Here is a 20,495-nt window from a genome sequence, read left to right on the forward strand (position 1 = left end):
TCACCCTTTCCCAGCTTGTCTACTAATTTAACGTATGGGCAAGCCGGGAAAGATAGAACTTCTTTTTTCTCTATTTTATTTCATTAATGTGTATAAGAACCGGTATTATCTTGATCAATTTGTTCATGCAATGCAGCATTTAATCCGCTCGCTAATAAATTTGCCATATCTTCAATAAACATATCGACTTCTTTCGGAGTAACCATTAAATTATGACCGAGTGGAGAAAGCACTTCATAAATGAGTCTGCGTTTTTCTTCTTCCTCTAATGTGCCGATTATGCCAAGAAATGTCGAACGTTGCTCCGTTGATGGCATATCTTCCTCTGTAAGCCTCTTTTTCTTGCCAAACGTCCATCCCGCTGGAGCGAGAGCACTAGACGGCCGCTTCCCTTCACGCATTTCCCTTCCAAAATGTTTTAAAATAAAATCGATCGTATCACTTGTAATCGATACAGCATCGACAACCGTTGGAACACCGATAGAAATAACAGGAATACCTAACGTTTCTTTACTTAATTCTTTTCGTTTATTCCCTACACCTGAACCTGGATGAATTCCCGTATCAGAAATTTGAATCGTTGCGTTGACCCGTTCAATCGATCGTGCCGCTAACGCATCAATGACGATCACAAAATCTGGTTTTGTTTTTTCCACAATTCCGTGAATAATATCGCTTGTTTCAATCCCTGTCGTCCCCATCACACCTGGAGCAATCGCGCTTACTGGACGAAATCCTTCTTCTACGCTCTCCGGCTGAAGATGAAATAAATGTCTTGTAATAAGTAGATTTTCCACCGTTAGCGGACCTAACGCATCCGGTGTCACATTTGAATTACCTAATCCTACAACAAGGCAGCTTGATTCTTTTCTAATGTCCAATTTTCGTAAAAATGCGTTGAACTCTTTTGCAAATATATCTTGTACTTTCTGTTGCAACTCCGTATTATGTTCACGAATTCCTTGTGCTTCAATGGTTAAATAATTTCCCGGTTTTTTACCAATCGATTTTGCTCCTTCTTCCGTTACTTCTACATGCGACAATTTAATCCCGTCTATTTCGCGATCGTGAATAATGACTCCTTCAATAGGGGAAGCGCTTTCCCTTTTTTGTTGGAGACGCTCTTCCACAGCTATTTCATGAGCTTCGATCGCTAAATCGGTTCGTACCGAATACATGCTTAAATCGATTGAGCGGTTCATATCGTTCCTCCTAAAACGTATCATTTTTCCTTTATTTTCACCGCTTTTTGCATTTTCCATTCGTTTTGCGCAAACATTTTCGCAATCAGTAAAGTATTTTTGCTTGAATACTCTTGCATAATTTAACCTCGTTTGATAGAATAACACTTGTTCTTACATGTCCTAATAACGGAAATGATCAACCAAGGACAGAGATGGCAAGATGACGGAGGTGAGAGAACGTGGCAAACATTAAATCTGCAATTAAACGTGCAAAAACAAGTGAAAAACGTCGCGCTCATAACGCTTCAATGAGATCTGCAATGCGTACGGCGATCAAAAAATTTGAAGCGTTTGTTGAATTAAAAGATGTGGAAAAAGCTCAAGAAGCATTCATCATTGCTTCCAAAAAATTAGACAAAGCAGTAACAAAAGGTCTTATTCATAAAAACACAGCAAGTCGCAAAAAATCCCGCTTAGCGAAAAAACTGAACAGCATTATTGCATCTTAAGAAAAACGACCTGGCAGCAGGTCGTTTTTCTTATTCTGATAAAATTGTCTCATTGGATATTGTTTGTGATCCCTTCATTCCATCTCATCAACAATAGCTCCATAACAAGCTGCCTGTCCATTGTTCCGCTCTTCATTTTATAGTCAGCCTCAGCAATTTGCCTCATCACTGTCGTAAGCTCTTCTTCCGAAAACAGTGCCGCTTGTCCCATGGCAAGTTTAATCCGAAACGGATGCACATTTAAGATGGAAGCAATTTGTTGCTGCCCATATCCTTTTGCCGCAAGCCATTTTACTTGATATAAAAGACGAAATTGGCCGGCAAGAAGCGACAAAATTTTCAGCGGCTCTTCATTATTCTCCAGCAAGTCATAAAATACTTGCAGTGCATCATCGATTTGCCGTTTCGTCACTTTCTCCACTAATACAAACACATTTTGCTCCAACGTACGCGATACAAGCTTTTCGACGGTCTCTTGCTGAATCATTCCGCCTGGCCCAACGAACAAAATGAGCTTGTCCAATTCGTTCGCAAGTGTCATTAAATTCGTTCCTGCCAGCTTTAACAAAGTGTCAATCGCATGTTCTTCCACCATTACACCACTTTGTCCTGCTCTTTCTACAATCCATTCGCGCAGCTCTTTTTCGGCAAGCGGAGATGCGACAAAAACTTCCGCATGTTCCTTCATTAGCTTTGTTATTTTTTTGCGTTCATCTAGTTTTTCATACGGTCCAACGAAGACGACAATCGAAAAAGGGGAAGGGGACATTATGTACGATTCTAATTTTTTTAAGTCATGCTCCACTTCTTTTTCTTTCTCCGCTGTAAAAAAATAAGGATTTTTAATAAGAATCACTCGTTTTTCCCCTAAAAACGGAAATGTTTCCGCATCTTCTAGCGCAGTTTGCACAGGAGTATCTTCGCAATCGTACACAGATACATTAAATTCCCGCTCTTCTTCCGTTAATACCGTACGAACGAGAAGTTCATACGTTTCCGTTAATAAAAATGATTCGGTTCCATATAATAAATAAAGGGAAGACAAACGTCGTTTTTTAATTTTTCCCCAAAAGTCCACCACCATATTTCTCTTCTCCATTCTGTCTGCAGTCTTTCTATGTTGAAAAGATACAACGTTTTTCTTATTTTTACAAGGGAATCGGTTAGCGGGAAAACCGATTCCCCTTTATATAAACGTTGACAAATAAGTCCTAGGACCTTATTTGTCAACGGGTTATCTTTATCTTTTCCCGGTCGCAAAAAAGTATTTGTGTTAACTGTTGTCAATGAAGGAAATGAATAAGGAGGATATAGATTTTTTTTTCTTTTTCGTCTATACTAAAAATGATTGCACGAGGAGGGGTAAACGATGAACGTATTTGAAAAAGATGTACAAAGCAAACGAAATGATGCTGTTGACTCTGCCGTTGGTTTTATCGTTTCATTCGGTTTTTTTTGCAACAATGTTTATTATCGCAACATTGATTAAATTTTTCGGTTCGTGAAGAGATTGCTTACATAAGCAGTCTCTTTTCTTTATTAGTTATGCTATGGCAGCATGACGGAAAAGGTTCCACGATTTTTCGAATAAATATAGCGAATCGCGCCATGCTGGTCTGTCCGCAAAATAATGACATTCCTTTTCCGGAGCCGTTCGATAACATATGGGGAAGGATGATGGTAACGATTATGTTTGCCGACGGAAATAAGCGCAATCTTCGGCTGTACTTTTTCTAAAAATAACTCTGTTGTAGACGTATCGCTCCCATGATGGGACACTTTTAACACATCGGCTTCTAAGCGCGGAAAAGCGCTGATTAACTCCCTTTCCCCCGTTTCCTCTAAATCGCCCGTAAATAACCAGGATAATCCACCGAGCTTTGTATACAATACAATCGAATGATTATTATCATCACGATGCGTTTTCCATGGATGAAGTACATAAAATGAAATTCCATCCTCTATCCATCTGTCACCCCTTGATATTTTCACCACTTCTATATTTTGTCGTTCAGCAAGTTGAACAAGTTTTTCTTGTATCGAATTTTTTGTTTCTCCTTTGCCAATGACCATTTGCTTTACAGAAAAATGCCGAATGATTTCTTCTGCCGCTCCAATATGGTCCAAATCTCCATGTGTCGCAATAAGTTTATCGATATATCTCACTCCGTTTGATTTTAAAAATGGAACGACAACGTCTTTTCCTACATCCCACTTCCGCTTTCGTTCCTGCCATGGCTGTCTTTGGTGTGGAAGTGTTCCTCCTGTGTCAATAAGATATACTCCTTTTCGATACGGCAATTCAATGTATATACAATCCCCTTGCCCGACATCGAGTAAAATGACCTCACCGTAACGATCCATATATGGGCTCCATGCATGAAGCGTAATAACGAAGGCGACCCATCCTATACTAAAGTAACGCCGCTTCTCCATTTGTACAAATGCAGCAAAAATCGCGGCCGCATAACAGATAAGAAAAAAGAAAGAAGGCCGGCCAAGAACGAGTGACAACGAATGGTTAGATGAGAAAAATGCAACAACATCGCTAGAGATTACGATAATTTTTTGCAACAGCCAAATAAAAGGAAAAGAAAGAAGCGAATGTATATAATGCGTGCCTACAGCTGCAAACGAAAGCGGCATAATGGCGAAGGAATAAAGCGGCACAAAAATAATATTTAGGGGAATGCTCCATAACGAAACTTCGAAAAAATAGTATAAAAGAAACGGAAGGGCGCTCAACTGAGCAATAAAAGCCGTAAAAAAGAGGCGCCAAAAGACAGAATCATGCGACAATATCATTTGGGAAGATAAAATAAGAGCAAATGTTACAATAAACGATAACTGAAATCCGACATCCCATAACATATACGGATCGAAAAGCAGCATCATGACTAGCGTTATACTTAATGCATCGAGCGGCGATAACTTCGATTTCCAGTAATCAGAAACTAAAAAGATCATTGCTGTAAAGGAGGCGCGAATAACAGAAGGAGAAGCACCTGTTAGCACAATATAAATGGGAAGGAAAATCAATAGGATTATCGTTGCCGTTTCCTTGGTGATAAAGCGAATCAATATGGAAAACATGGCTCCGACTAATAACGTGACATGCAACCCGGAAATGGCTAATAAATGGATTAATCCGAGTTTTTGGTATCCTTCCAAAAGCGTCTCGTCTAATTGCCCTCGTTCTCCGTATAAAAGCGCTTGGACAATTCCAACCGTTTCCGATGGAAAATGTGTTTCTACCGTGTGCAGCCCTTTTTCACGAAGCGAAAGAAGCCATTCATATAACGTTGGGGATGTGTTGTGGCAGTCTTGCAAGGAGATTGATTGGGGTTTGAGAATCCAATGAATATGATGAAATCGTAAATAACGACGATAATCGAAAGCATTAGGATTTCGCGGTAGCGCCGGACGTTCAAGCCTTCCCTTCACCGTGCATACTGCTTTAGGAGTTAAAGAAGAAAGCTCTTGTTTTTCCTGTGCCGATTTTATGTAGTAAATAAGCTGAAGCTTTTCTTTTCCCACTTTGACAATCGATTTTAGTTGATCCCCATCCACCGAAATGGGAGCAATAAAACGAATAGTAAATAACGTCATGTTGCCAGACAGTTTCGTCTTATTATGATGGTCGATATAAACGAAATACATATAAAAAAGGCAAATCGTTATGATAGAAAAAAGAAAGAGGCGCCTTTTTCGCGTGAAAAGAAATATAGCATACAGCACGATAAACACCAAAGAAATGTTTGGCCTCCCGCACCCAGCGATGATCCCAAAAACAGCAGCAAGCGCTATATAAACAATATTCCCCCGCATGGTTTGCGCCCCTTTCCGTAGGCGTGATTTATTATTTTTGCAGAAGTGACAATATTTCTTTATTAAATGGTACGTGTTCTACCCGGACTTTCGCTTGTTCAAAAAGTTCAAGCGCATACGGATGATTTTTGTAATCTTGCGCATAATATACAGCGCGAATTCCGCTTTGAATAATCGCTTTACAGCAATGTAGACAAGGAAAATGAGTTACGTACATTTCTGCTCCTTCTGTCGGTACGCCAAATTTCGCACATTGAATAATCGCATTCATTTCCGCATGGATGGTGCGAACACAATGCCCGTCAATAACATAACATCCCTCATCAATGCAATGAGCGCCGCCGGCAATGGAACCGTTATATCCCCCGGCAATAATTCGTTTATCTCGGACAATGGTGGCGCCAACCGCCAATCGTGTACAAGTGCTGCGCAATGCCAACAAATGGCTTTGTGCCATAAAATATTGATCCCATGTAATCCGTTCCATACTTCCTCCCCCGCTTGTCCATCGCAAATTGATTTTTCCTTCAGAAAGTGCACATATTTTTAGTGTAATGGGCGAGTCAGCAAAGCGTCAACGACATTATGGCACAACAATGTGTTCTTTTATTTTTTCCAACGTCTTTTCTCCAATGCCTGTAACATTTAATAAATCTTCTGCTTTTTGAAACGGTCCATGCTCTTCGCGATAGGCAATAATGGCTGCCGCTTTAGTCGGTCCAATTCCCGGAAGTTGCAATATTTCTTCCTCCGACGCTGTATTAATATAAATTTTCTTGGAATCATTAGAGGAAACAACAGAAGAATCTATGGAAGGAATGTTCGTCTCCCCGCGTTCCGGTACATAAATCATCATTTCATCATGTACTTTTGCCGCCAAATTGACCTTTGTTTGATCCGCTTCTTTTGTAAATCCGCCAGCCATTGCTACCACATCATTGACACGCGCCGTATCCTTTATTTCGTATACTCCCGGTTGGGCAACTGCTCCCTTTATATCGACAATAATTGTTTTGGATTGCACTTTCTCTTCCTTTTTCTCCGATACTTCCATCATCATTTGTTCCGAAGCTAGTATAGAACCTTGTTCCTTTTCGATCATTTCATTGTTTCTAAATAAAATGACCACCGCAACGATGAACACTGCCAAGAGCAGAATATACCATCGTTTGTCATACTTTTTTATTGCTTCCCACATGTCCATCATCCTTTCAAATTAGTCATAAAATAAAGAAAACGCTCATACATATCGTTGAAAAGACTATACGTACTGCAATCAGGGAGGGGGGAGTGAAGCATGGAAATCGGAATGATTGGGACAGGAAATATGGGAAGGATTTTAATTGAAGCGTTTCTTGAATCTGGTTCCGTCAAAGAAGACCAGCTTATTATCACGAATCGTACGTTAGAAAAAGCGCTCGACATCCAGCGCCGCTATCCGGGCGTATACGTTGCTGCCAGCGCGGAAGAAGTGGTACAGAAGGCAACGATTGTGTTTTTATGTGTAAAACCGTTAGATATTCACCCCCTTTTGCAACAATTGTCTTCCTTTTGGACAAAGGAACATTGTCTTGTATCGATTACAAGCCCGATTAGTGTACAACAACTTGAAGCTGCCGTCCCTTGCCACGTAGTGCGCGTTATTCCAAGCATTACAAACCGGGCGTTTGCTGGAAGCACGCTAATCACGGTTGGACAGCGCTGTTCTTCACACTATCAAAACTATATAGAAACGCTATTTCGTCAAATTTCTGCTCCTTGCTATATTAATGATGAAATTACGCGAATCGCTTCTGATATCGCTAGTTGTGGTCCCGCTTTTTTTAGCTATTTGCTTCAACGATTTATTGAGGCAGCCGTCGCAAAAACATCGATTACAAAAGAACAAGCAACAGAATTGACAAGCAATATGATTATTGGATTAGGGGAATTATTGAAAAAGAATCTTTATACACTTCCAACACTGCGAGAAAAAGTTTGCGTGAAAGGCGGTATTACTGGAGAAGGAATTGCGGTGCTTGAAAAGGAAATCGAAGGGGTATTTGAACGCGTATTTGATAAAACACATGAAAAATTTAAAGATGACATCGAAAAAATAAAAAAGCAATTCGGTAGTTAATTATTCGTTAAAAAAAGAAAAAATCCTGCTTAGCAACAAAAAATGTTTTATTCCGTACCGAAGTCAAAATCAATCAATAGCTTTTCTGCCGAAGCCAGCGTGTAATCGCTTTAACGGGCTTTGGCAGAAAAGCATAAAGCTTTAAAAAGAGGGAAGCGCCGCTGTTTTTCATTTTTTCGCAACAAAGAAAACACGTTCCGACGTTTCGCTTGGCGCTTCATCTGTAAAATCCGCGGTTATTTCCAGCACTGTAAATCCCGCTTCCGTCAGCCATTGTTTATACTGATCAATCTCATAGGTGCACTGTCGATGCAGTTCATCATGCCGTTCATATTTTCCATCATCGCCACGGACGAAAAACGTTAATTCATGCTCAACGCTATGCGGCAACGAAAGCGGATAGCAAGACCAAATATAACTGATTTCCTCGTCATTGCTTGTAAATATCGCATCTTGAAAAATATGATCCATTTTATACGTCGAATGAACGTCAAATAACAATAAACCGTCTTCTTTTAACAGTTCATAAATGCGGGAAAAAGTTTGCCGAACTTCACTTTCTTCTAATAAATAGTTGAGTGAATCGCAAAAAATAGTGACACAATCAAACGACGAAAATCCTTCTAATTCCGTCATATTTTGTTGAAAAAATTCAATGGTAACCTGTTGCGCTTCCGCTTTCGCTTGTGCAATAGCGAGCATATTTTCAGACAAATCGACACCTGTGACCAAAAATCCTTCTTTCGCCAATCGAACAGCTAATTCTCCTGTGCCACATCCGACATCAAGAATGCGTTTTGCACCTTGACGTCCATACTGCTTTAGCTTTTTTTGCACAAACGACTGCCATGCATCATACGGCGCTTCATTCATTAATTTATCATACCAATAAGCAAATGACTCATACGTCATTGCTGCAACACGCTCTCCACATCTTCCAACGGCGCATCTCCCCATAAACGTTCTAAATTGTAATAATTGCGTTCCTCTTTATCAAAAATATGGGCGACGATATCGCCTAAATCGACTAAAACCCATTTTGCCTCATGAAACCCTTCTACCCGTTTCACCGGAATATGGTGTTCCTCTGCTTTCTCTTTTATTTCCCGCGCAATCGCTTGTACTTGTTTCTCCGAATTTCCATGACAAATCACAAAATAATCAGCGACAAGAGAAATTCCTTTCATATTTAGGACAACGATATTTTCCGCTTTTTTGTCATCGGCTGCTCGAACAACCAATTGCAATATTTCCTGTTCTGTCATTCTTCACATTCCCCCTTTATTTCCATCATCAACGAATTATATGTGTGAATCGTGTCTGGATAAATGAGCTGATTTTTTTTCAACAAAAATTGAATGGTGTTTTGTAACGATTTTACTAACGCCTTGTTCAGATCTTGTTTGGCCAGATCACGAACTTCATCTACTCCTGGGAATATCCGTCCAGGTTCAATATAATCGGCAAGGTAAATAATTTTTTCCAATAATGTCATATTTGCTCGTCCTGATGTATGATAACGAATCGCGTTTAATATATCTTCATCTTCGATTCCAACTTCCGTCCTTACTAAGTAAGCACCGACTGGAGCATGCCAAAGTTCCGAGTTGTAAGAAAGCAAGTCTTTTGGCATATTTTGCTCTAAAATGATTTGTTTCATTTCTTCTTTCGGACGGAACTTCGCATAGTCATGAAAAATAGCCGCCAATTCCGCTTTTTTCACATCCGCTCCATACTGCTCCGCAAGCTCGATTGCCGTTTCCATAACGCCAATTGTATGTTGATAGCGATGTTCTGTCAATTGTTTTTTAACAAGAGTTAACGCTTTTTCTCGCTCCATATAGCTTTCTCTCCTCAATATAAAGTCTTACACATTCCGGCACTAAATATCGGATTGTTTGTCCTTTTCTTACCCGATCACGAATCATCGAAGAAGATACCGCAAATTGCGGCACTTCTACTTCCATAATCGGATAAGATGTTTCAGTGGAAAACCCAGGCCGCTTTACACCCACAAATGTTACTAGCTGGATCAGTTCAGCAATTTTATACCAGTGTGGCAAATATTCCACCATATCTGCACCGATAATAAAATAAAACTCATGATCTGGGTGCATAGAAAGCAGTTGACGAATTGTATCATACGTATACGACGGTCCTTCTCTTTCCAGTTCAATCGTTTCGATATGAAAGCGCGGATGATCAGCAATCGCTAATTCAAGCATGCGCAAGCGATCTTCACTTTTTGTCACTTGTTCATGTTGTTTATGTGGAGGGATGCGGTTCGGCATAAACCAAATTTCTGACAACTGAAGAGCATGCAGCACTTCATTCGCCATTAATAAATGCCCGTAATGCGGTGGATCAAATGTCCCTCCAAAAATCCCGATTTTTCTCATATTTTCTTCCCTCCGCCATGCATATGCGCAACTTTGCCGTTTAGCGCGGTAACACAATTTGCTTATTTTCTTTTGACTCCTTATACAATACAATGGTATTCCCAATTACTTGTACAAGTTCCGCGCCCGCTCCTTGTGCAAGTTGCTCGGCGACAACATGGCGATCTTCCTCACAATTTTGCAGCACGCTCACTTTAATAAGCTCACGCGCTTCGAGCGCATCGATAATTTGCTTAATCATATTTTCATTAACTCCGCCTTTTCCAACTTGAAAAATTGGTTTCAAATGATGGGCTTTCGCCCGCAAAAAACGTTTTTGTTTTCCTGTTAACATATGTTATGTTACCCCCTAAGCTGTTCGATCACTATTTTTTTCATACGTTGGACATCCGGGAATATTCCTGTCCATTTTTCAAATGCTAACGCCCCTTGATATACAAACATCCCGACTCCATTTTGGATAATTCCATTTCTTTTTCGTGCTTCCTTCAACCATTTTGTCTCTAATGGATTGTAAATAATATCAGAAACGATCGTTCCTTCTTTCATATTTGCAAGAGAAAGCGGCATTTCTTCCATATTAGGGTACATTCCAACAGACGTCGTATTAATGAGAATATCATATTCTCCTAAACGCTCTTCCGCTTCATTTAACGAGTATACAACTGATGAAACAGAAGCATTACATTCATCAATAAGCTGTTTTGCTTTGGATACCGTTCGATTGCAAATATCGATTTGTTTTGCACCGCGATCGGCAAGAGAAACATAAATGCCTCTTGCTGCTCCACCAGCTCCAATAAGCAAAATGCGCCTTTCTTTTATATCGACGTTTATTTCTTCCTCTAGCGCCCGAACATATCCAGGACCATCTGTATTATAGCCGATCAATCGTCCATTTCTATTCACGATCGTATTGACCGCACCGATGCGGCGCGCTGTTGGATCCACCTCATCGAGCAATGGCATCACCGCTGTTTTATGAGGAATCGTTACATTTACCCCCGAAATGCCAAGGGCCCTTACCCCGGCAATAGCATCCTTCAAGCGTTCCGGCTCTACATGAAATGCATGGTAGTGTGCGGCAATGTTCATGTTTTGAAATGCATCATTATGCATAATTGGCGATAGGGAATGGTGAACAGGACAACCAAATAACGCATATAATTTTTCCATTTTCTCTTCTCCCCTATTTTACTTACAAAAGAATTAAATCAATGATTTCCTTATTAAGATGTCGACTCCCTTTGGTGCATACGCAACCACTTGCGCTCCTGGTTCGTTGCATGTCACCCAACCAAGTCCGGAAAATACAATGTCTGTCTTTCTTTCTTTTATGGTGAATGTATGCGCCTCTAATGGCGGGAATTGGTCGATATAATGTTTGCGCGGAGGAGAAAGAAGTTCACCTAATTGATTGGCATATAACGCATCCGCTTTTTCTAACTTCGTCCGATGAATGAGCAGCTCATTGGAGAAATAACATACAAAAGACCGTCTTCCCCCTTTTATATAATCAAGCCGGGCGAGCCCCCCGAAAAATAACGTTTGTTGTTCATTCAGCTGATACACTTTCGGATGGATTTCTCGCTTTGGAGTGATGATTTTTAAATCTTTTTTGTCCACAAAGTGCGCCATTTGATGGTGATTAATAATTCCCGGCGTATCATAAATCGCCGCTCCATCATCTAATGGAATTTCGATCATATCCAACGTCGTTCCCGGAAAATAGGATGTTGTAATTACATTTCCTTTCCCCGTTGCCTCTTGAATAATACGATTAATAAACGTTGATTTTCCAACATTCGTACAGCCAACCACATAAACGTCTTTCCCAAACCGATATTTTTCAATCGCCTCCATTACTTTCGCCATTCCGATTCCTTTGACAGCGCTCACTAAACATATGTCAATTGGCTTCAAGCCGAGATCGCTTGCCGATTGTTTCATCCAATGAATAAGCTTTGGATATTTCACCGATTTTGGAAGCAAGTCCACTTTATTGCCAACGAGCAAAATCGGGTTGTTCGCAACAAACCGATGCAATCCTGGAAGCCAGCTTCCATTGAAATCAAAAATATCAACAATTTTTACGACAAGTGCTTCCGACTGTCCGATGCGGTGTAAAATTTTTGAAAAGTCATCATCTGTCAGTGCTACATCTTGCACTTCGTTATAGTGCTTTAAGCGAAAGCAGCGTTGACAAATGACTTCTTCTTTTTCTTTTTCTAAAACGCTTTTTGGTGCATACCCAGGTTTTGTCTCATCTTCCGATTGAATTAGCGCTCCACAGCCAATGCAGCGAATTTGTTGTTCCACCATCATTCCTCCCAATAAATCATGCCTTTTTTACGCATCATATTTAAAATTATCCGTTCTATCTTTCGGTTCAATCGAGTCCAAAGCCCATCTGTCTGCGCAACCGGTACAACTAAAATGGTATTTAATCCTAACCGGTTTCCTCCAAACACATCGGTTAGCAATTGATCACCGATGACAACAACTTCATCTTTCCTCAATTGCATCATCGATAACGCTTTTTGGAAAGCGCTTGTCAGCGGCTTCCGTGCTTCGAAAATAAACGGAATGCCAAGCGGTTCCGCGAAAGATTGCACCCGCTTTTTATTATTATTCGATACGATGATCACCTTAATGCCCTCTTGCTTCATATTCTCAAACCACTCCATTAGCTCCGGAGTGGCGCTTGGACGATCCCACTCGACAAGCGTATTATCTAAATCTGTAATGATTCCTTTAATTCCTTTTTCTTTTAACTCACTAGGAGTAATATCCAGTACACGTTTGACAAACTGGCTTGGCAAAAAATAATGAAGCATGTCCATCACCTTACCTTTTTAGGCACTGACTTTCGGCTTTTCTGCCTTTAACCATCATACCTAATTTTCACTAGTCTTTCAAAACAAACTTTGACAAATATATACAATCACAAAAATTTTTTCGACAAAGTTCGTTATCCCCAAAATTGTGGATAAGTTTTGTCCACATCATTCACAAGCATAAAATCAGATCCCGACAACCTTATAAACATGTTTTCCACATGTTATCCACTTGTTGTTGTGGATAACAGAACGGTTGTTCTACATCGGAAATCATGGTACAGTTAAAGTAACTTACCATTATATGTATTGACTGCAAATCATATTCCATTGCTGAAGGAGGTTTTCAGCATGAAATATCTATCCGACGAGCTATTAATCGAATCATATTATAAAGCAAAAGAATTAAAATTAAGCCCGGAGTTTATTGAATTAATTGAAAGAGAAATTCGCCACCGTTCGTTAGAACATAAAATTAAGCTTTCATCATAATAGCCTCCAGGGCTTTTTTTTATTTTAAATAGCCAATCCGTTCCCCTACTTTCACTCCCATTGGCACCACAATTCGTTCATCAAGCTCAACACTGTCTTTTTCAAACAATAAAACGACGGTAGATCCAAAAGAAAAATAGGCAATTTCTTGCCCTTTCGTAAGATGCTTGCTCACATGGGTAAGCTCAATGCTGTTGACAAACATCGCACCTATTTTTACAATCGCGATATGTTTTCCGTTTGCAGCTACTTCTGTAATCATGCGATAGTTTTTCGATAACGGTCGCTTTCCATATTTTAAGCCAAGGCGGTTGACAGGGTACGATTTTTTTCCAAGAGCCCATTGTTTTTGCACAACTCCAGATATTGGGCTATGGATGCGATGATAATGGCTTGGGCTTAAATACAAAATAATGAATAATCCGTTTAAATATTTTTTTGCCGCTTCGCCGCTTCCAAGCATTTCTGCAATCGAATATGTCTTGCCCTTAACGACGATTTCGCTATTTTCACGGATCACACCGATATCTTCAATAATCGCATCAACAGGGCTAATAACACTGTTTTTCGTTTGATCAATCGGTCTTGTCCCCGCTTTTAGCTTGCGAATAAATAGTTGCTGCAACGTTTCATAATTTTTTAAGTTTTTTTCCATTTCTTCCTGATTAATATCATAAATTTTTGCATACGATGGAATAAGTAATGCACTTAAGCGGGACTTCGTAAAAATTGCGATCATTTTTGATGAAAGTGAATGATTCGTCAATTCAATCATAAGACGATACAACCATTTTAACAAATATATTCCCTCCAATTTATGGCGGTCATGTTTTTTACTACTTTTCATATTATAAATAAAATGAGTATAATTGTAGTAGACTTTGTTTGCCGCGTTTTAGAGCGAAAAGGAGTGAGGAGAATGTTTTTATTGGATTATTTAGATTACACATTAAAAAAGCTAAAAGCAAATATGGCAAATATTTTAACGATGACCAATTTATCACTAGGTGGTTTTTCCGTCTTAACGACGTTAAAAGGGCAGCTTAATGTCAGTCTGCTTCTCGTTTTTTTAGCAGCCTTAGTCGACCGCTTTGATGGGGCTGTTGCCCGCAAATTAAATATTGAATCAGAACTCGGAAAACAATTGGACTCCATGAGTGATATTATATCATTTGGAGTAGCTCCTGCGTTGTTAATTTATCAAAGCCTGCTGCATGAATTTGGCGCGCCTGGTGCGTTTTTTACGATTTTATACATCGGCTGCGGCGCCTTTCGTCTTGCTCGTTTTAACATTACAGAAAACAGCGGCTATTTTTCGGGACTTCCAATTACAGCTGCGGGAGTACTGCTAACATTAAGCTATTTAACGATTCATTATTTTCCTCCGCAATTTTTCATTTTCCTTATGATTACATTGTCGTTTTTAATGGTTGGAACATTTAAATTGAAAAAAATATAAAACAAACATAGGAAGACTGTCCTTTCCAAAATGAAGTCATAATGGATTGGGCAGCCTTTTTTATTTTCTATTCACACCATTTTCTCTTTTCAATCCTTATTATTAATTATATGATAAATGTGAATTCATTATAAAGTACAAATAACATATGAATATGGTGTTTTAAGAAATAACGGGGGGATTTCATTTGGACAAAACATCCATTATCGGCATTCTTCTTGGTATTATCGCTGTAGGTGTTGGAATGTACTTTAAAGGTGTCAATCCAAGCGTATTAATTAACCCTGCAGCGATTTTAATTATTATCGTTGGAACTATCGCTTCTGTTACCATCGCTTTTCCAACTCGCGAAATTAAAAAAGTGCCAAAACTGTTCGGCGTGCTTTTTAAAGAACAAAACATCCCAACCATCGAAGAATTAATTCCATTGTTCGTCGATTGGGCGAACGTGGCTCGACGGGAAGGATTGCTCGCACTGGAAGCAAAATTAGACGAAATTGATGATCCATTTTTACGAAATGGTTTGAGCATGGCAATTGATGGGCAGACACAAGATTTTATTCGCGATGTAATGACAGAGGAAATTGAAGCGATGGAAGAACGGCATGAAGCGAATGCAGCCATTTTTTCGCAAGCAGGTACATACGCGCCAACACTTGGGGTGCTAGGAGCGGTCATCGGGCTAATTTCGGCATTAGGCAATATCGATAACATTAGCGAGCTCGGCAAAGCAATTAGCGCGGCATTCGTCGCAACACTGCTGGGAATTTTCACTGGGTACGTGTTATGGCATCCATTTGCCAATAAATTAAGAAGAAAATCAAAAGAAGAGGCGAAAATACGGCGAGTCATGATTGAAGGGGTCCTTTCCATTCTAGAAGGACAAGCACCGCGGACAATTGAACAAAAACTTGCTTCCTATCTTCCGGAAACTGAACGCAAGAAAATTGTAGAACAGGGAGAAAAAAGAAATGAGTAAGAAAAAAAAACAAAAACAAGAAGAGCATATTAACGAGTCATGGCTTATTCCGTACTCTGATTTATTAACGTTATTACTCGCTCTTTTTATCGTTTTGTTTGCAAGCAGCCAAATCGATCAAAAAAAATTCCAGCAAATCGCCCGGTCATTTAATACAGCATTGGCTGGCGGAACAGGTGTGCTTGATTTTGAAAGCCCAATCGAACCGGAAACCCCGCCTTCGCCATCAAAACAAGAACATAAACAGCAACAAAAAAATTTAAATAAAGAAGATAAAGAAGAGTTGCATGCCGTACAAGAAAAAATTGATACATATATCGCGGAAAAGCATTTAAATGGGAAATTACAAACTTCTTTAACAGATGAGGGGCTGGCGATTACGATATTAAATGATATTTTATTTGATTCCGGAAGTGCAGAAGTACGACCAAAAGATCGAAAGCTAGCTAAAGAGATTTCCCAACTGCTTGTCATGAATCCGCCGCGAAATATTATTATTAGCGGGCATACCGATAACGTACCGATTCACAATGCGCAATTTGCTTCAAACTGGGAGCTAAGCGTCATGCGTGCTATAAATTTTATGAAAATATTATTGGAAAATCCCGAGCTCGACCCGCGTTGGTTTAGCGCGAAAGGATACGGAGAATTTAAACCAGTAGCGCCCAATAATACTCCTGAAGGGCGGATGAAAAACCGGCGCGTTGAAATCTTAATTTTGCCAAAAACCGAAGCTTCCCGTCAATAATTTGACGTTTCCATCTCTCTCCCTATTGATGAAAAAGGCTGGCAGATGTTTGCCAGCCTTTTTATGCTAAAGCTTAATAGAAAATTTAATCACTCCTGCTTTTACCATTGTTTCCACCAAAATCACAAATGCTGGACCAATAAACAGCCCGATAAAACCTAACAGTTGAAATCCTAAATAAACGCTCACTAATGCAGCCAAAGGGGAAATGCCTAAATTGGTTGAGAAAACTTTCGGCTCAATAATACGACGTATAACCGTAATAATCACAAATAATACAATGAGGCCGATCCCTAGGCCGCTATTGCCATTCGCAATACTTATTATTCCCCATGGCACTAACACCGAGCCAGTCCCTAAAATCGGCAAAATATCCACAACAACAATTAGCAGTGCCATAATAACCGCATAATCCACTTTCAACAACAATAAACCGGCCAATGCAAGGAAAAAAGTGATGAGACTTAACAAAAATTGCGCTTTAATAAACCCGATGCCAGCTTTGCTTAATTGCGTCACAATCATCGCTAACCGCTGATGTGTACGTTCAGACAAATATTTTTTGAGCCTCTTTTTTAACTTTGGCAAATCTAAACTAATTAAAAACAGCGCTACTAAATATACTAAAAAATGAATAAGAAAGCCGGGAATAAGCGTGATAAAATGAACAATCGACTGCGTCGAATTCGTCGCAAATTCCAAAAGCAAACGTTGTATCGTTTCAACGCTGTTTTCCAACGAAGCGATAATCTCTTTTGGAATCGAACTCGAATACGATTCCCATGTTTGAATAAACTTATTAAAAACTTCTGTCGCTTCACTCAAAAAATGTGGCAGTTTTTGCGAAAATGTCATAATTTGCTGCACAAGTATGACAATAAGAAAATAAAACGCAAAGCCAACGATAATAAGAAATAACGAAAAAACCGTCGTTACTGCATGCACCCGTTTCAGCCGGTAATTGTTCTGCAAATTTTTTACTGCTGGCTCTAATAATAATGCTGTCGCTAATGCAAAGACAAGCGGCAAGCTATACGGCAGCAAAAATAAACCTATTGCAATCACGAAGGCAATAATAATAAACTTTTTCACTATCATACCCCATTCAATTTGATTTTACTTCGCAACTTCTATTATAAATATAGCGAATGGAGTAAAGACAATCAACAACATTAAAATCTCCCTGCTATTTGGAAAACGAGAACAATCATCCCAAGAAACCATACATACATCGCAAATCCTTTTAATGAATGACGCTTTCAATAGTTAATCATCCAGCGCACTGCAATATAGCCAAATAACGCCGAAGAAACCGTCCCGATCACAAACGCATCGGTATATGTAATGTCATCCATTCGTTTATACCCATGCTTTACACCATCAGCTATCCAAAGAAATAAGCCAGTTACTAAAAATTCCCATCCAATAGTCGCCCCTGTCTTAGAAATTTCTTCAAAGTAATAAACAACTGCCCGACAACAACTGCTGGAATCGTCCCTATCACTAACAAAAACGTTAGCTTGCTAAACGGCTTGCGAATCATATAGAACAATTCCTCTTTGTAAATGACAAACACGGCTAACAGGGTGCCGATATGAAGCATAGTATCAAGGAATAACCCCGCCTCATCAAGCCCAAACAAATGTCTCCCCAAATATAAATGTCCCGTACTGCTGATTGGCAAAAACTCCGTAAGCCCTTGAAGCATTCCTAAAATAAACGCCTCTATTTTTGTCATCGTTCTCTTCCCCAACATTCCCCTTAAAAACAATTATGTTCGTTTTCGACGATAAACTTGAAGCACAATATAAATGACAGTAACCACAATCGCAACGATGATCACCGGCCGCAAATAAGGCCGGGCAATCTCATCAATTTCCTGCCAGTGGCTTCCTAGCCGTTCCCCTAAAAAAATAAAGAAAATAGACCATGGGATAACCGCACATGTTGTATAAAAGGTAAATTTCTTCCATGACATTTTTGCGATACCAGCTGGAATAGAAATGGCATGGCGCACAACCGGAATAAAGCGCGCGGTAAAAATGACGCCCGAGCCGTATTTTTCAAACCATTGCTCTGATAAATCGAGATGTTTCTTTTTAATCAATAAATATTTTCCATACTTATCAAGAAACGGTCTTCCCCCGTAGTATCCCATCCAATATAGAAAAAGCTGGGCGATCGTTCCGCCGATGGTTCCAGCTATCACCGCTCCAACAAATGATATTTCCTCACGTGATACTAAATACCCCGCATATGCCAGCACAATTTCACTTGGAATCACCTCAATCATTAATGCTAAAGCAATTCCGATATATCCTAAATCCGCTAAAAATGTAAAAATACTTTGTATGAATTCGTGCATGGTTCTTCCTCCTATGTATTATGTACTCTTAGCCAAGCATCTCATTACAACCTTATTCAGCACCAAATTATACTATACTACGTGGAAGAAAAAAATAAGTCCTTATACTGAAAAAGCTGTCCTTTTCTAGCAGGACAGCTTTTTCAGCATTTATGCACTTTGCTGCAATTGCGCGATGTATTGTTTTCCTTTTTCTTCGTTATATTGGCCTTCCCATTTTGACATAATGATCGCTGCTAACGAGTTGCCAATAACATTCACTGCTGTGCGCGCCATATCTAAAATACGGTCGATTCCAGCGATAAATGCTAATCCTTCTATCGGAATCCCAACCGTGCCTAACGTAGCAAGCAGCACGACAAAGGATACACCCGGCACCCCAGCGATTCCTTTCGAAGTCACCATTAACACAAGCAAAAGCGAGATTTGTTGAGAAATCGGCATGTCAATACCGTACAACTGCGCGATAAAAATGGCCGCCAACGCCTGATATAACGTAGAACCGTCTAAGTTAAAGGAATACCCTGTCGGAATGACAAAGGATGTAATCGCTTTTGGACAACCGAAATTCTCCATTTTCTCCATAATTTTCGGAAGAACGGTTTCCGAACTTGCTGTACTATAAGCAAGAATTAACTCATCTTTCAAAATTTTTATAATATGAAAAATATTTATACCAAATAACTTAGCAACACCGCCAAGCACGACAAAGATAAAGAACACCATCGTTGCGTAAACAACAATGACGAGCTTGCTGAGCGGAATAAGCGACTCTACCCCAAACTTAGAAACGGTTACACCAATCAGCGCAAACACGCCGAACGGCGCAAACTTCATAATTTGGTTTGTTACATAAAACATCGCTTCTGCTGTACTTTGGAAAAATTGAAGAACTGGCTTTCCTTTTTCGCCAATCGCCGCTACTCCTAAACCGAACATAACAGAGAAGAAAATGATCGGCAGCATATCCCCTTTGGTTAGCGATTCAAAAATATTTTTTGGAACAATATTAACAAAAGTTTCTACCATCGAATGATGCTGCACTTCGTTTGTTGTATCAACATAGCTTTGAATATCGGTTTTTTCTAATGATTTCATATTAACGCCGGTCCCTGGCTGAAAAATATTCGCTGCCAATAAACCGACGACAATCGCGATCGTTGTGATAATCTCGAAATAAATAATCGTTTTGCCGCCTAATTTTCCAAGCTTTTTCAAATCCCCAACGCTGGCGACTCCAACTACAAGGCTAGAAATAACAATCGGAATGACAATCATTTTGATTAAACGAAGGAAAATATCCCCAATAGGCTGTAAATAAGTGGCAACCTTCGGATTTCCGTAAAAAATGGCTCCCACGATAATCCCTAGAATGAGACCAATAAAAATTTGCCAAGCTAATCCAATTTTTCTCATTCATTCGCCCCCTTCTTTTATGACATTTTTAGACAAAAAGAGACAAAACTATTCTACTATTATATTTTCGTTATGTCAAGAATATTCATATAATATTGTCATTGAATTCCAATTTCTTTTTTGTGTCCAAACACGTACAACCCCGCTTCATCATATACAT

At 39.5% G+C, this 20,495-nt stretch carries 23 protein-coding genes and 2 pseudogenes; 7 read left to right on the plus strand and 18 right to left on the minus strand.

From position 1 onward, the window contains the following. Positions 1 to 83: 83 nt before the first annotated feature. Complete coding sequence (gene gpr / locus DER53_RS00130) at positions 84 to 1,202, minus strand: GPR endopeptidase (RefSeq protein WP_015864554.1); 1,119 nt, start codon at positions 1,200 to 1,202, stop codon at positions 84 to 86. A gap of 221 nt (positions 1,203 to 1,423) precedes the next feature. Here gpr and rpsT point away from each other — a divergent pair, with 221 nt between their 5' ends. Then, entirely contained in the window at positions 1,424 to 1,693 is a 270-nt protein-coding gene (gene rpsT, locus DER53_RS00135) for a 30S ribosomal protein S20 (protein WP_015864556.1), read from the plus strand. A 49-nt stretch (positions 1,694 to 1,742) separates the two neighbouring features. On the opposite strand, the gene holA is transcribed toward rpsT, so the two are convergent. After that, positions 1,743 to 2,777 carry a DNA polymerase III subunit delta gene (holA, locus tag DER53_RS00140; RefSeq protein ID WP_015864557.1) on the minus strand — a complete coding sequence of 345 codons (1,035 nt, stop codon included), beginning with the start codon at positions 2,775 to 2,777 and terminating at the stop codon, positions 1,743 to 1,745. A gap of 285 nt (positions 2,778 to 3,062) precedes the next feature. On the opposite strand from holA, the pseudogene DER53_RS00145 reads away from it, so the two are divergent. Then, positions 3,063 to 3,198, plus strand: a pseudogene (locus tag DER53_RS00145) (YqzM family protein). Positions 3,199 to 3,241: 43 nt separating this feature from the next. On the opposite strand, the gene DER53_RS00150 reads toward DER53_RS00145, so the two are convergent. From DER53_RS00150 to DER53_RS00160, 3 genes are all read right to left on the minus strand, one after another. After that, positions 3,242 to 5,521 (minus strand): DNA internalization-related competence protein ComEC/Rec2, encoded by a 2,280-nt coding sequence (locus DER53_RS00150; RefSeq protein WP_062752963.1) that lies wholly within the window; start codon positions 5,519 to 5,521, stop codon positions 3,242 to 3,244. A 31-nt stretch (positions 5,522 to 5,552) separates the two neighbouring features. Then, positions 5,553 to 6,008, minus strand: a complete 456-nt coding sequence (locus tag DER53_RS00155) for a ComE operon protein 2 (protein ID WP_015864560.1) — start codon at positions 6,006 to 6,008, stop codon at positions 5,553 to 5,555. 96 nt (positions 6,009 to 6,104) lie between these two features. Further along, complete coding sequence (locus tag DER53_RS00160) at positions 6,105 to 6,719, minus strand: helix-hairpin-helix domain-containing protein (RefSeq protein WP_062752965.1); 615 nt, start codon at positions 6,717 to 6,719, stop codon at positions 6,105 to 6,107. A gap of 99 nt (positions 6,720 to 6,818) precedes the next feature. On the opposite strand from DER53_RS00160, the gene comER reads away from it, so the two are divergent. Then, a complete protein-coding gene (comER, locus tag DER53_RS00165) occupies positions 6,819 to 7,640 on the plus strand; it encodes a late competence protein ComER (protein WP_062752967.1) in 822 nt (273 codons plus the stop codon). Between the two features lie 168 nt (positions 7,641 to 7,808). On the opposite strand, the gene DER53_RS00170 is transcribed toward comER, so the two are convergent. From DER53_RS00170 to DER53_RS00205, 8 genes are read right to left on the minus strand one after another with little or no spacing between them, the layout of a single operon-like run. Beyond that, positions 7,809 to 8,552: a class I SAM-dependent DNA methyltransferase gene (locus DER53_RS00170; protein ID WP_015864563.1), complete on the minus strand. Its 744-nt coding sequence runs from the start codon at positions 8,550 to 8,552 to the stop codon at positions 7,809 to 7,811. Further along, entirely contained in the window at positions 8,549 to 8,905 is a 357-nt protein-coding gene (rsfS, locus tag DER53_RS00175) for a ribosome silencing factor (protein WP_015864564.1), read from the minus strand. The genes DER53_RS00170 and rsfS overlap by 4 nt, the downstream gene beginning before the upstream one ends. Next, positions 8,902 to 9,480 carry a bis(5'-nucleosyl)-tetraphosphatase (symmetrical) YqeK gene (yqeK, locus tag DER53_RS00180; protein WP_062677197.1) on the minus strand — a complete coding sequence of 193 codons (579 nt, stop codon included), beginning with the start codon at positions 9,478 to 9,480 and terminating at the stop codon, positions 8,902 to 8,904. Before yqeK ends, rsfS begins: the two co-directional genes overlap by 4 nt. Continuing rightward, entirely contained in the window at positions 9,449 to 10,039 is a 591-nt protein-coding gene (locus tag DER53_RS00185; protein ID WP_062752969.1) for a nicotinate-nucleotide adenylyltransferase, read from the minus strand. The genes yqeK and DER53_RS00185 overlap by 32 nt, the downstream gene beginning before the upstream one ends. 40 nt (positions 10,040 to 10,079) lie before the next feature. Beyond that, on the minus strand, positions 10,080 to 10,373 hold the full coding sequence (yhbY, locus tag DER53_RS00190; protein WP_015864567.1) for a ribosome assembly RNA-binding protein YhbY: 294 nt from the start codon (positions 10,371 to 10,373) through the stop codon (positions 10,080 to 10,082). Between the two features lie 8 nt (positions 10,374 to 10,381). After that, entirely contained in the window at positions 10,382 to 11,215 is an 834-nt protein-coding gene (aroE, locus tag DER53_RS00195; RefSeq protein ID WP_062752971.1) for a shikimate dehydrogenase, read from the minus strand. Positions 11,216 to 11,248: 33 nt separating this feature from the next. After that, positions 11,249 to 12,361: a ribosome biogenesis GTPase YqeH gene (gene yqeH, locus DER53_RS00200; RefSeq protein WP_221215180.1), complete on the minus strand. Its 1,113-nt coding sequence runs from the start codon at positions 12,359 to 12,361 to the stop codon at positions 11,249 to 11,251. Next, positions 12,361 to 12,876: a YqeG family HAD IIIA-type phosphatase gene (locus DER53_RS00205; RefSeq protein ID WP_062752973.1), complete on the minus strand. Its 516-nt coding sequence runs from the start codon at positions 12,874 to 12,876 to the stop codon at positions 12,361 to 12,363. Before DER53_RS00205 ends, yqeH begins: the two co-directional genes overlap by 1 nt. A gap of 351 nt (positions 12,877 to 13,227) precedes the next feature. Here DER53_RS00205 and sda point away from each other — a divergent pair, with 351 nt between their 5' ends. Further along, the gene (sda, locus tag DER53_RS00210; protein ID WP_062752975.1) at positions 13,228 to 13,368 is read left to right on the plus strand and encodes a sporulation histidine kinase inhibitor Sda; all 141 of its coding nucleotides are present in this window, start codon (positions 13,228 to 13,230) and stop codon (positions 13,366 to 13,368) included. A 19-nt stretch (positions 13,369 to 13,387) separates the two neighbouring features. Here sda and DER53_RS00215 read toward each other — a convergent pair whose 3' ends face one another. Beyond that, positions 13,388 to 14,167 carry a phosphatidylserine decarboxylase gene (locus DER53_RS00215; RefSeq protein ID WP_062677192.1) on the minus strand — a complete coding sequence of 260 codons (780 nt, stop codon included), beginning with the start codon at positions 14,165 to 14,167 and terminating at the stop codon, positions 13,388 to 13,390. 120 nt (positions 14,168 to 14,287) lie between these two features. Between DER53_RS00215 and pssA the strand changes: the two genes are divergently transcribed. The 3 genes from pssA (at position 14,288) to motB (ending at position 16,554) form a co-directional block, all read left to right on the plus strand. Further along, positions 14,288 to 14,827, plus strand: coding sequence for a CDP-diacylglycerol--serine O-phosphatidyltransferase (gene pssA, locus DER53_RS00220; RefSeq protein ID WP_062752977.1), 540 nt, complete (start codon positions 14,288 to 14,290; stop codon positions 14,825 to 14,827). Positions 14,828 to 15,014: 187 nt separating this feature from the next. Next, positions 15,015 to 15,806, plus strand: coding sequence for a flagellar motor stator protein MotA (gene motA, locus DER53_RS00225; RefSeq protein WP_015864574.1), 792 nt, complete (start codon positions 15,015 to 15,017; stop codon positions 15,804 to 15,806). Then, complete coding sequence (gene motB, locus DER53_RS00230; protein ID WP_062677190.1) at positions 15,799 to 16,554, plus strand: flagellar motor protein MotB; 756 nt, start codon at positions 15,799 to 15,801, stop codon at positions 16,552 to 16,554. The genes motA and motB overlap by 8 nt, the downstream gene beginning before the upstream one ends. A 66-nt stretch (positions 16,555 to 16,620) precedes the next feature. On the opposite strand, the gene ytvI is transcribed toward motB, so the two are convergent. From ytvI to gltP, 4 genes and pseudogenes are all read right to left on the minus strand, one after another. Further along, complete coding sequence (gene ytvI / locus DER53_RS00235; protein WP_062752978.1) at positions 16,621 to 17,646, minus strand: sporulation integral membrane protein YtvI; 1,026 nt, start codon at positions 17,644 to 17,646, stop codon at positions 16,621 to 16,623. 80 nt (positions 17,647 to 17,726) lie between these two features. Then, positions 17,727 to 18,292: pseudogene (locus tag DER53_RS00240) on the minus strand (undecaprenyl-diphosphate phosphatase). 33 nt (positions 18,293 to 18,325) lie between these two features. Next, entirely contained in the window at positions 18,326 to 18,919 is a 594-nt protein-coding gene (uptA, locus tag DER53_RS00245; protein WP_015864578.1) for an undecaprenyl phosphate transporter UptA, read from the minus strand. A 150-nt stretch (positions 18,920 to 19,069) separates the two neighbouring features. Beyond that, positions 19,070 to 20,335: a glutamate/aspartate:proton symporter GltP gene (gene gltP, locus DER53_RS00250; protein ID WP_062752980.1), complete on the minus strand. Its 1,266-nt coding sequence runs from the start codon at positions 20,333 to 20,335 to the stop codon at positions 19,070 to 19,072. Positions 20,336 to 20,495: the final 160 nt, after the last annotated feature.

The organism is Parageobacillus toebii NBRC 107807 (assembly GCF_003688615.2).
Lineage (GTDB): Bacteria > Bacillota > Bacilli > Bacillales > Anoxybacillaceae > Parageobacillus_B > Parageobacillus_B toebii.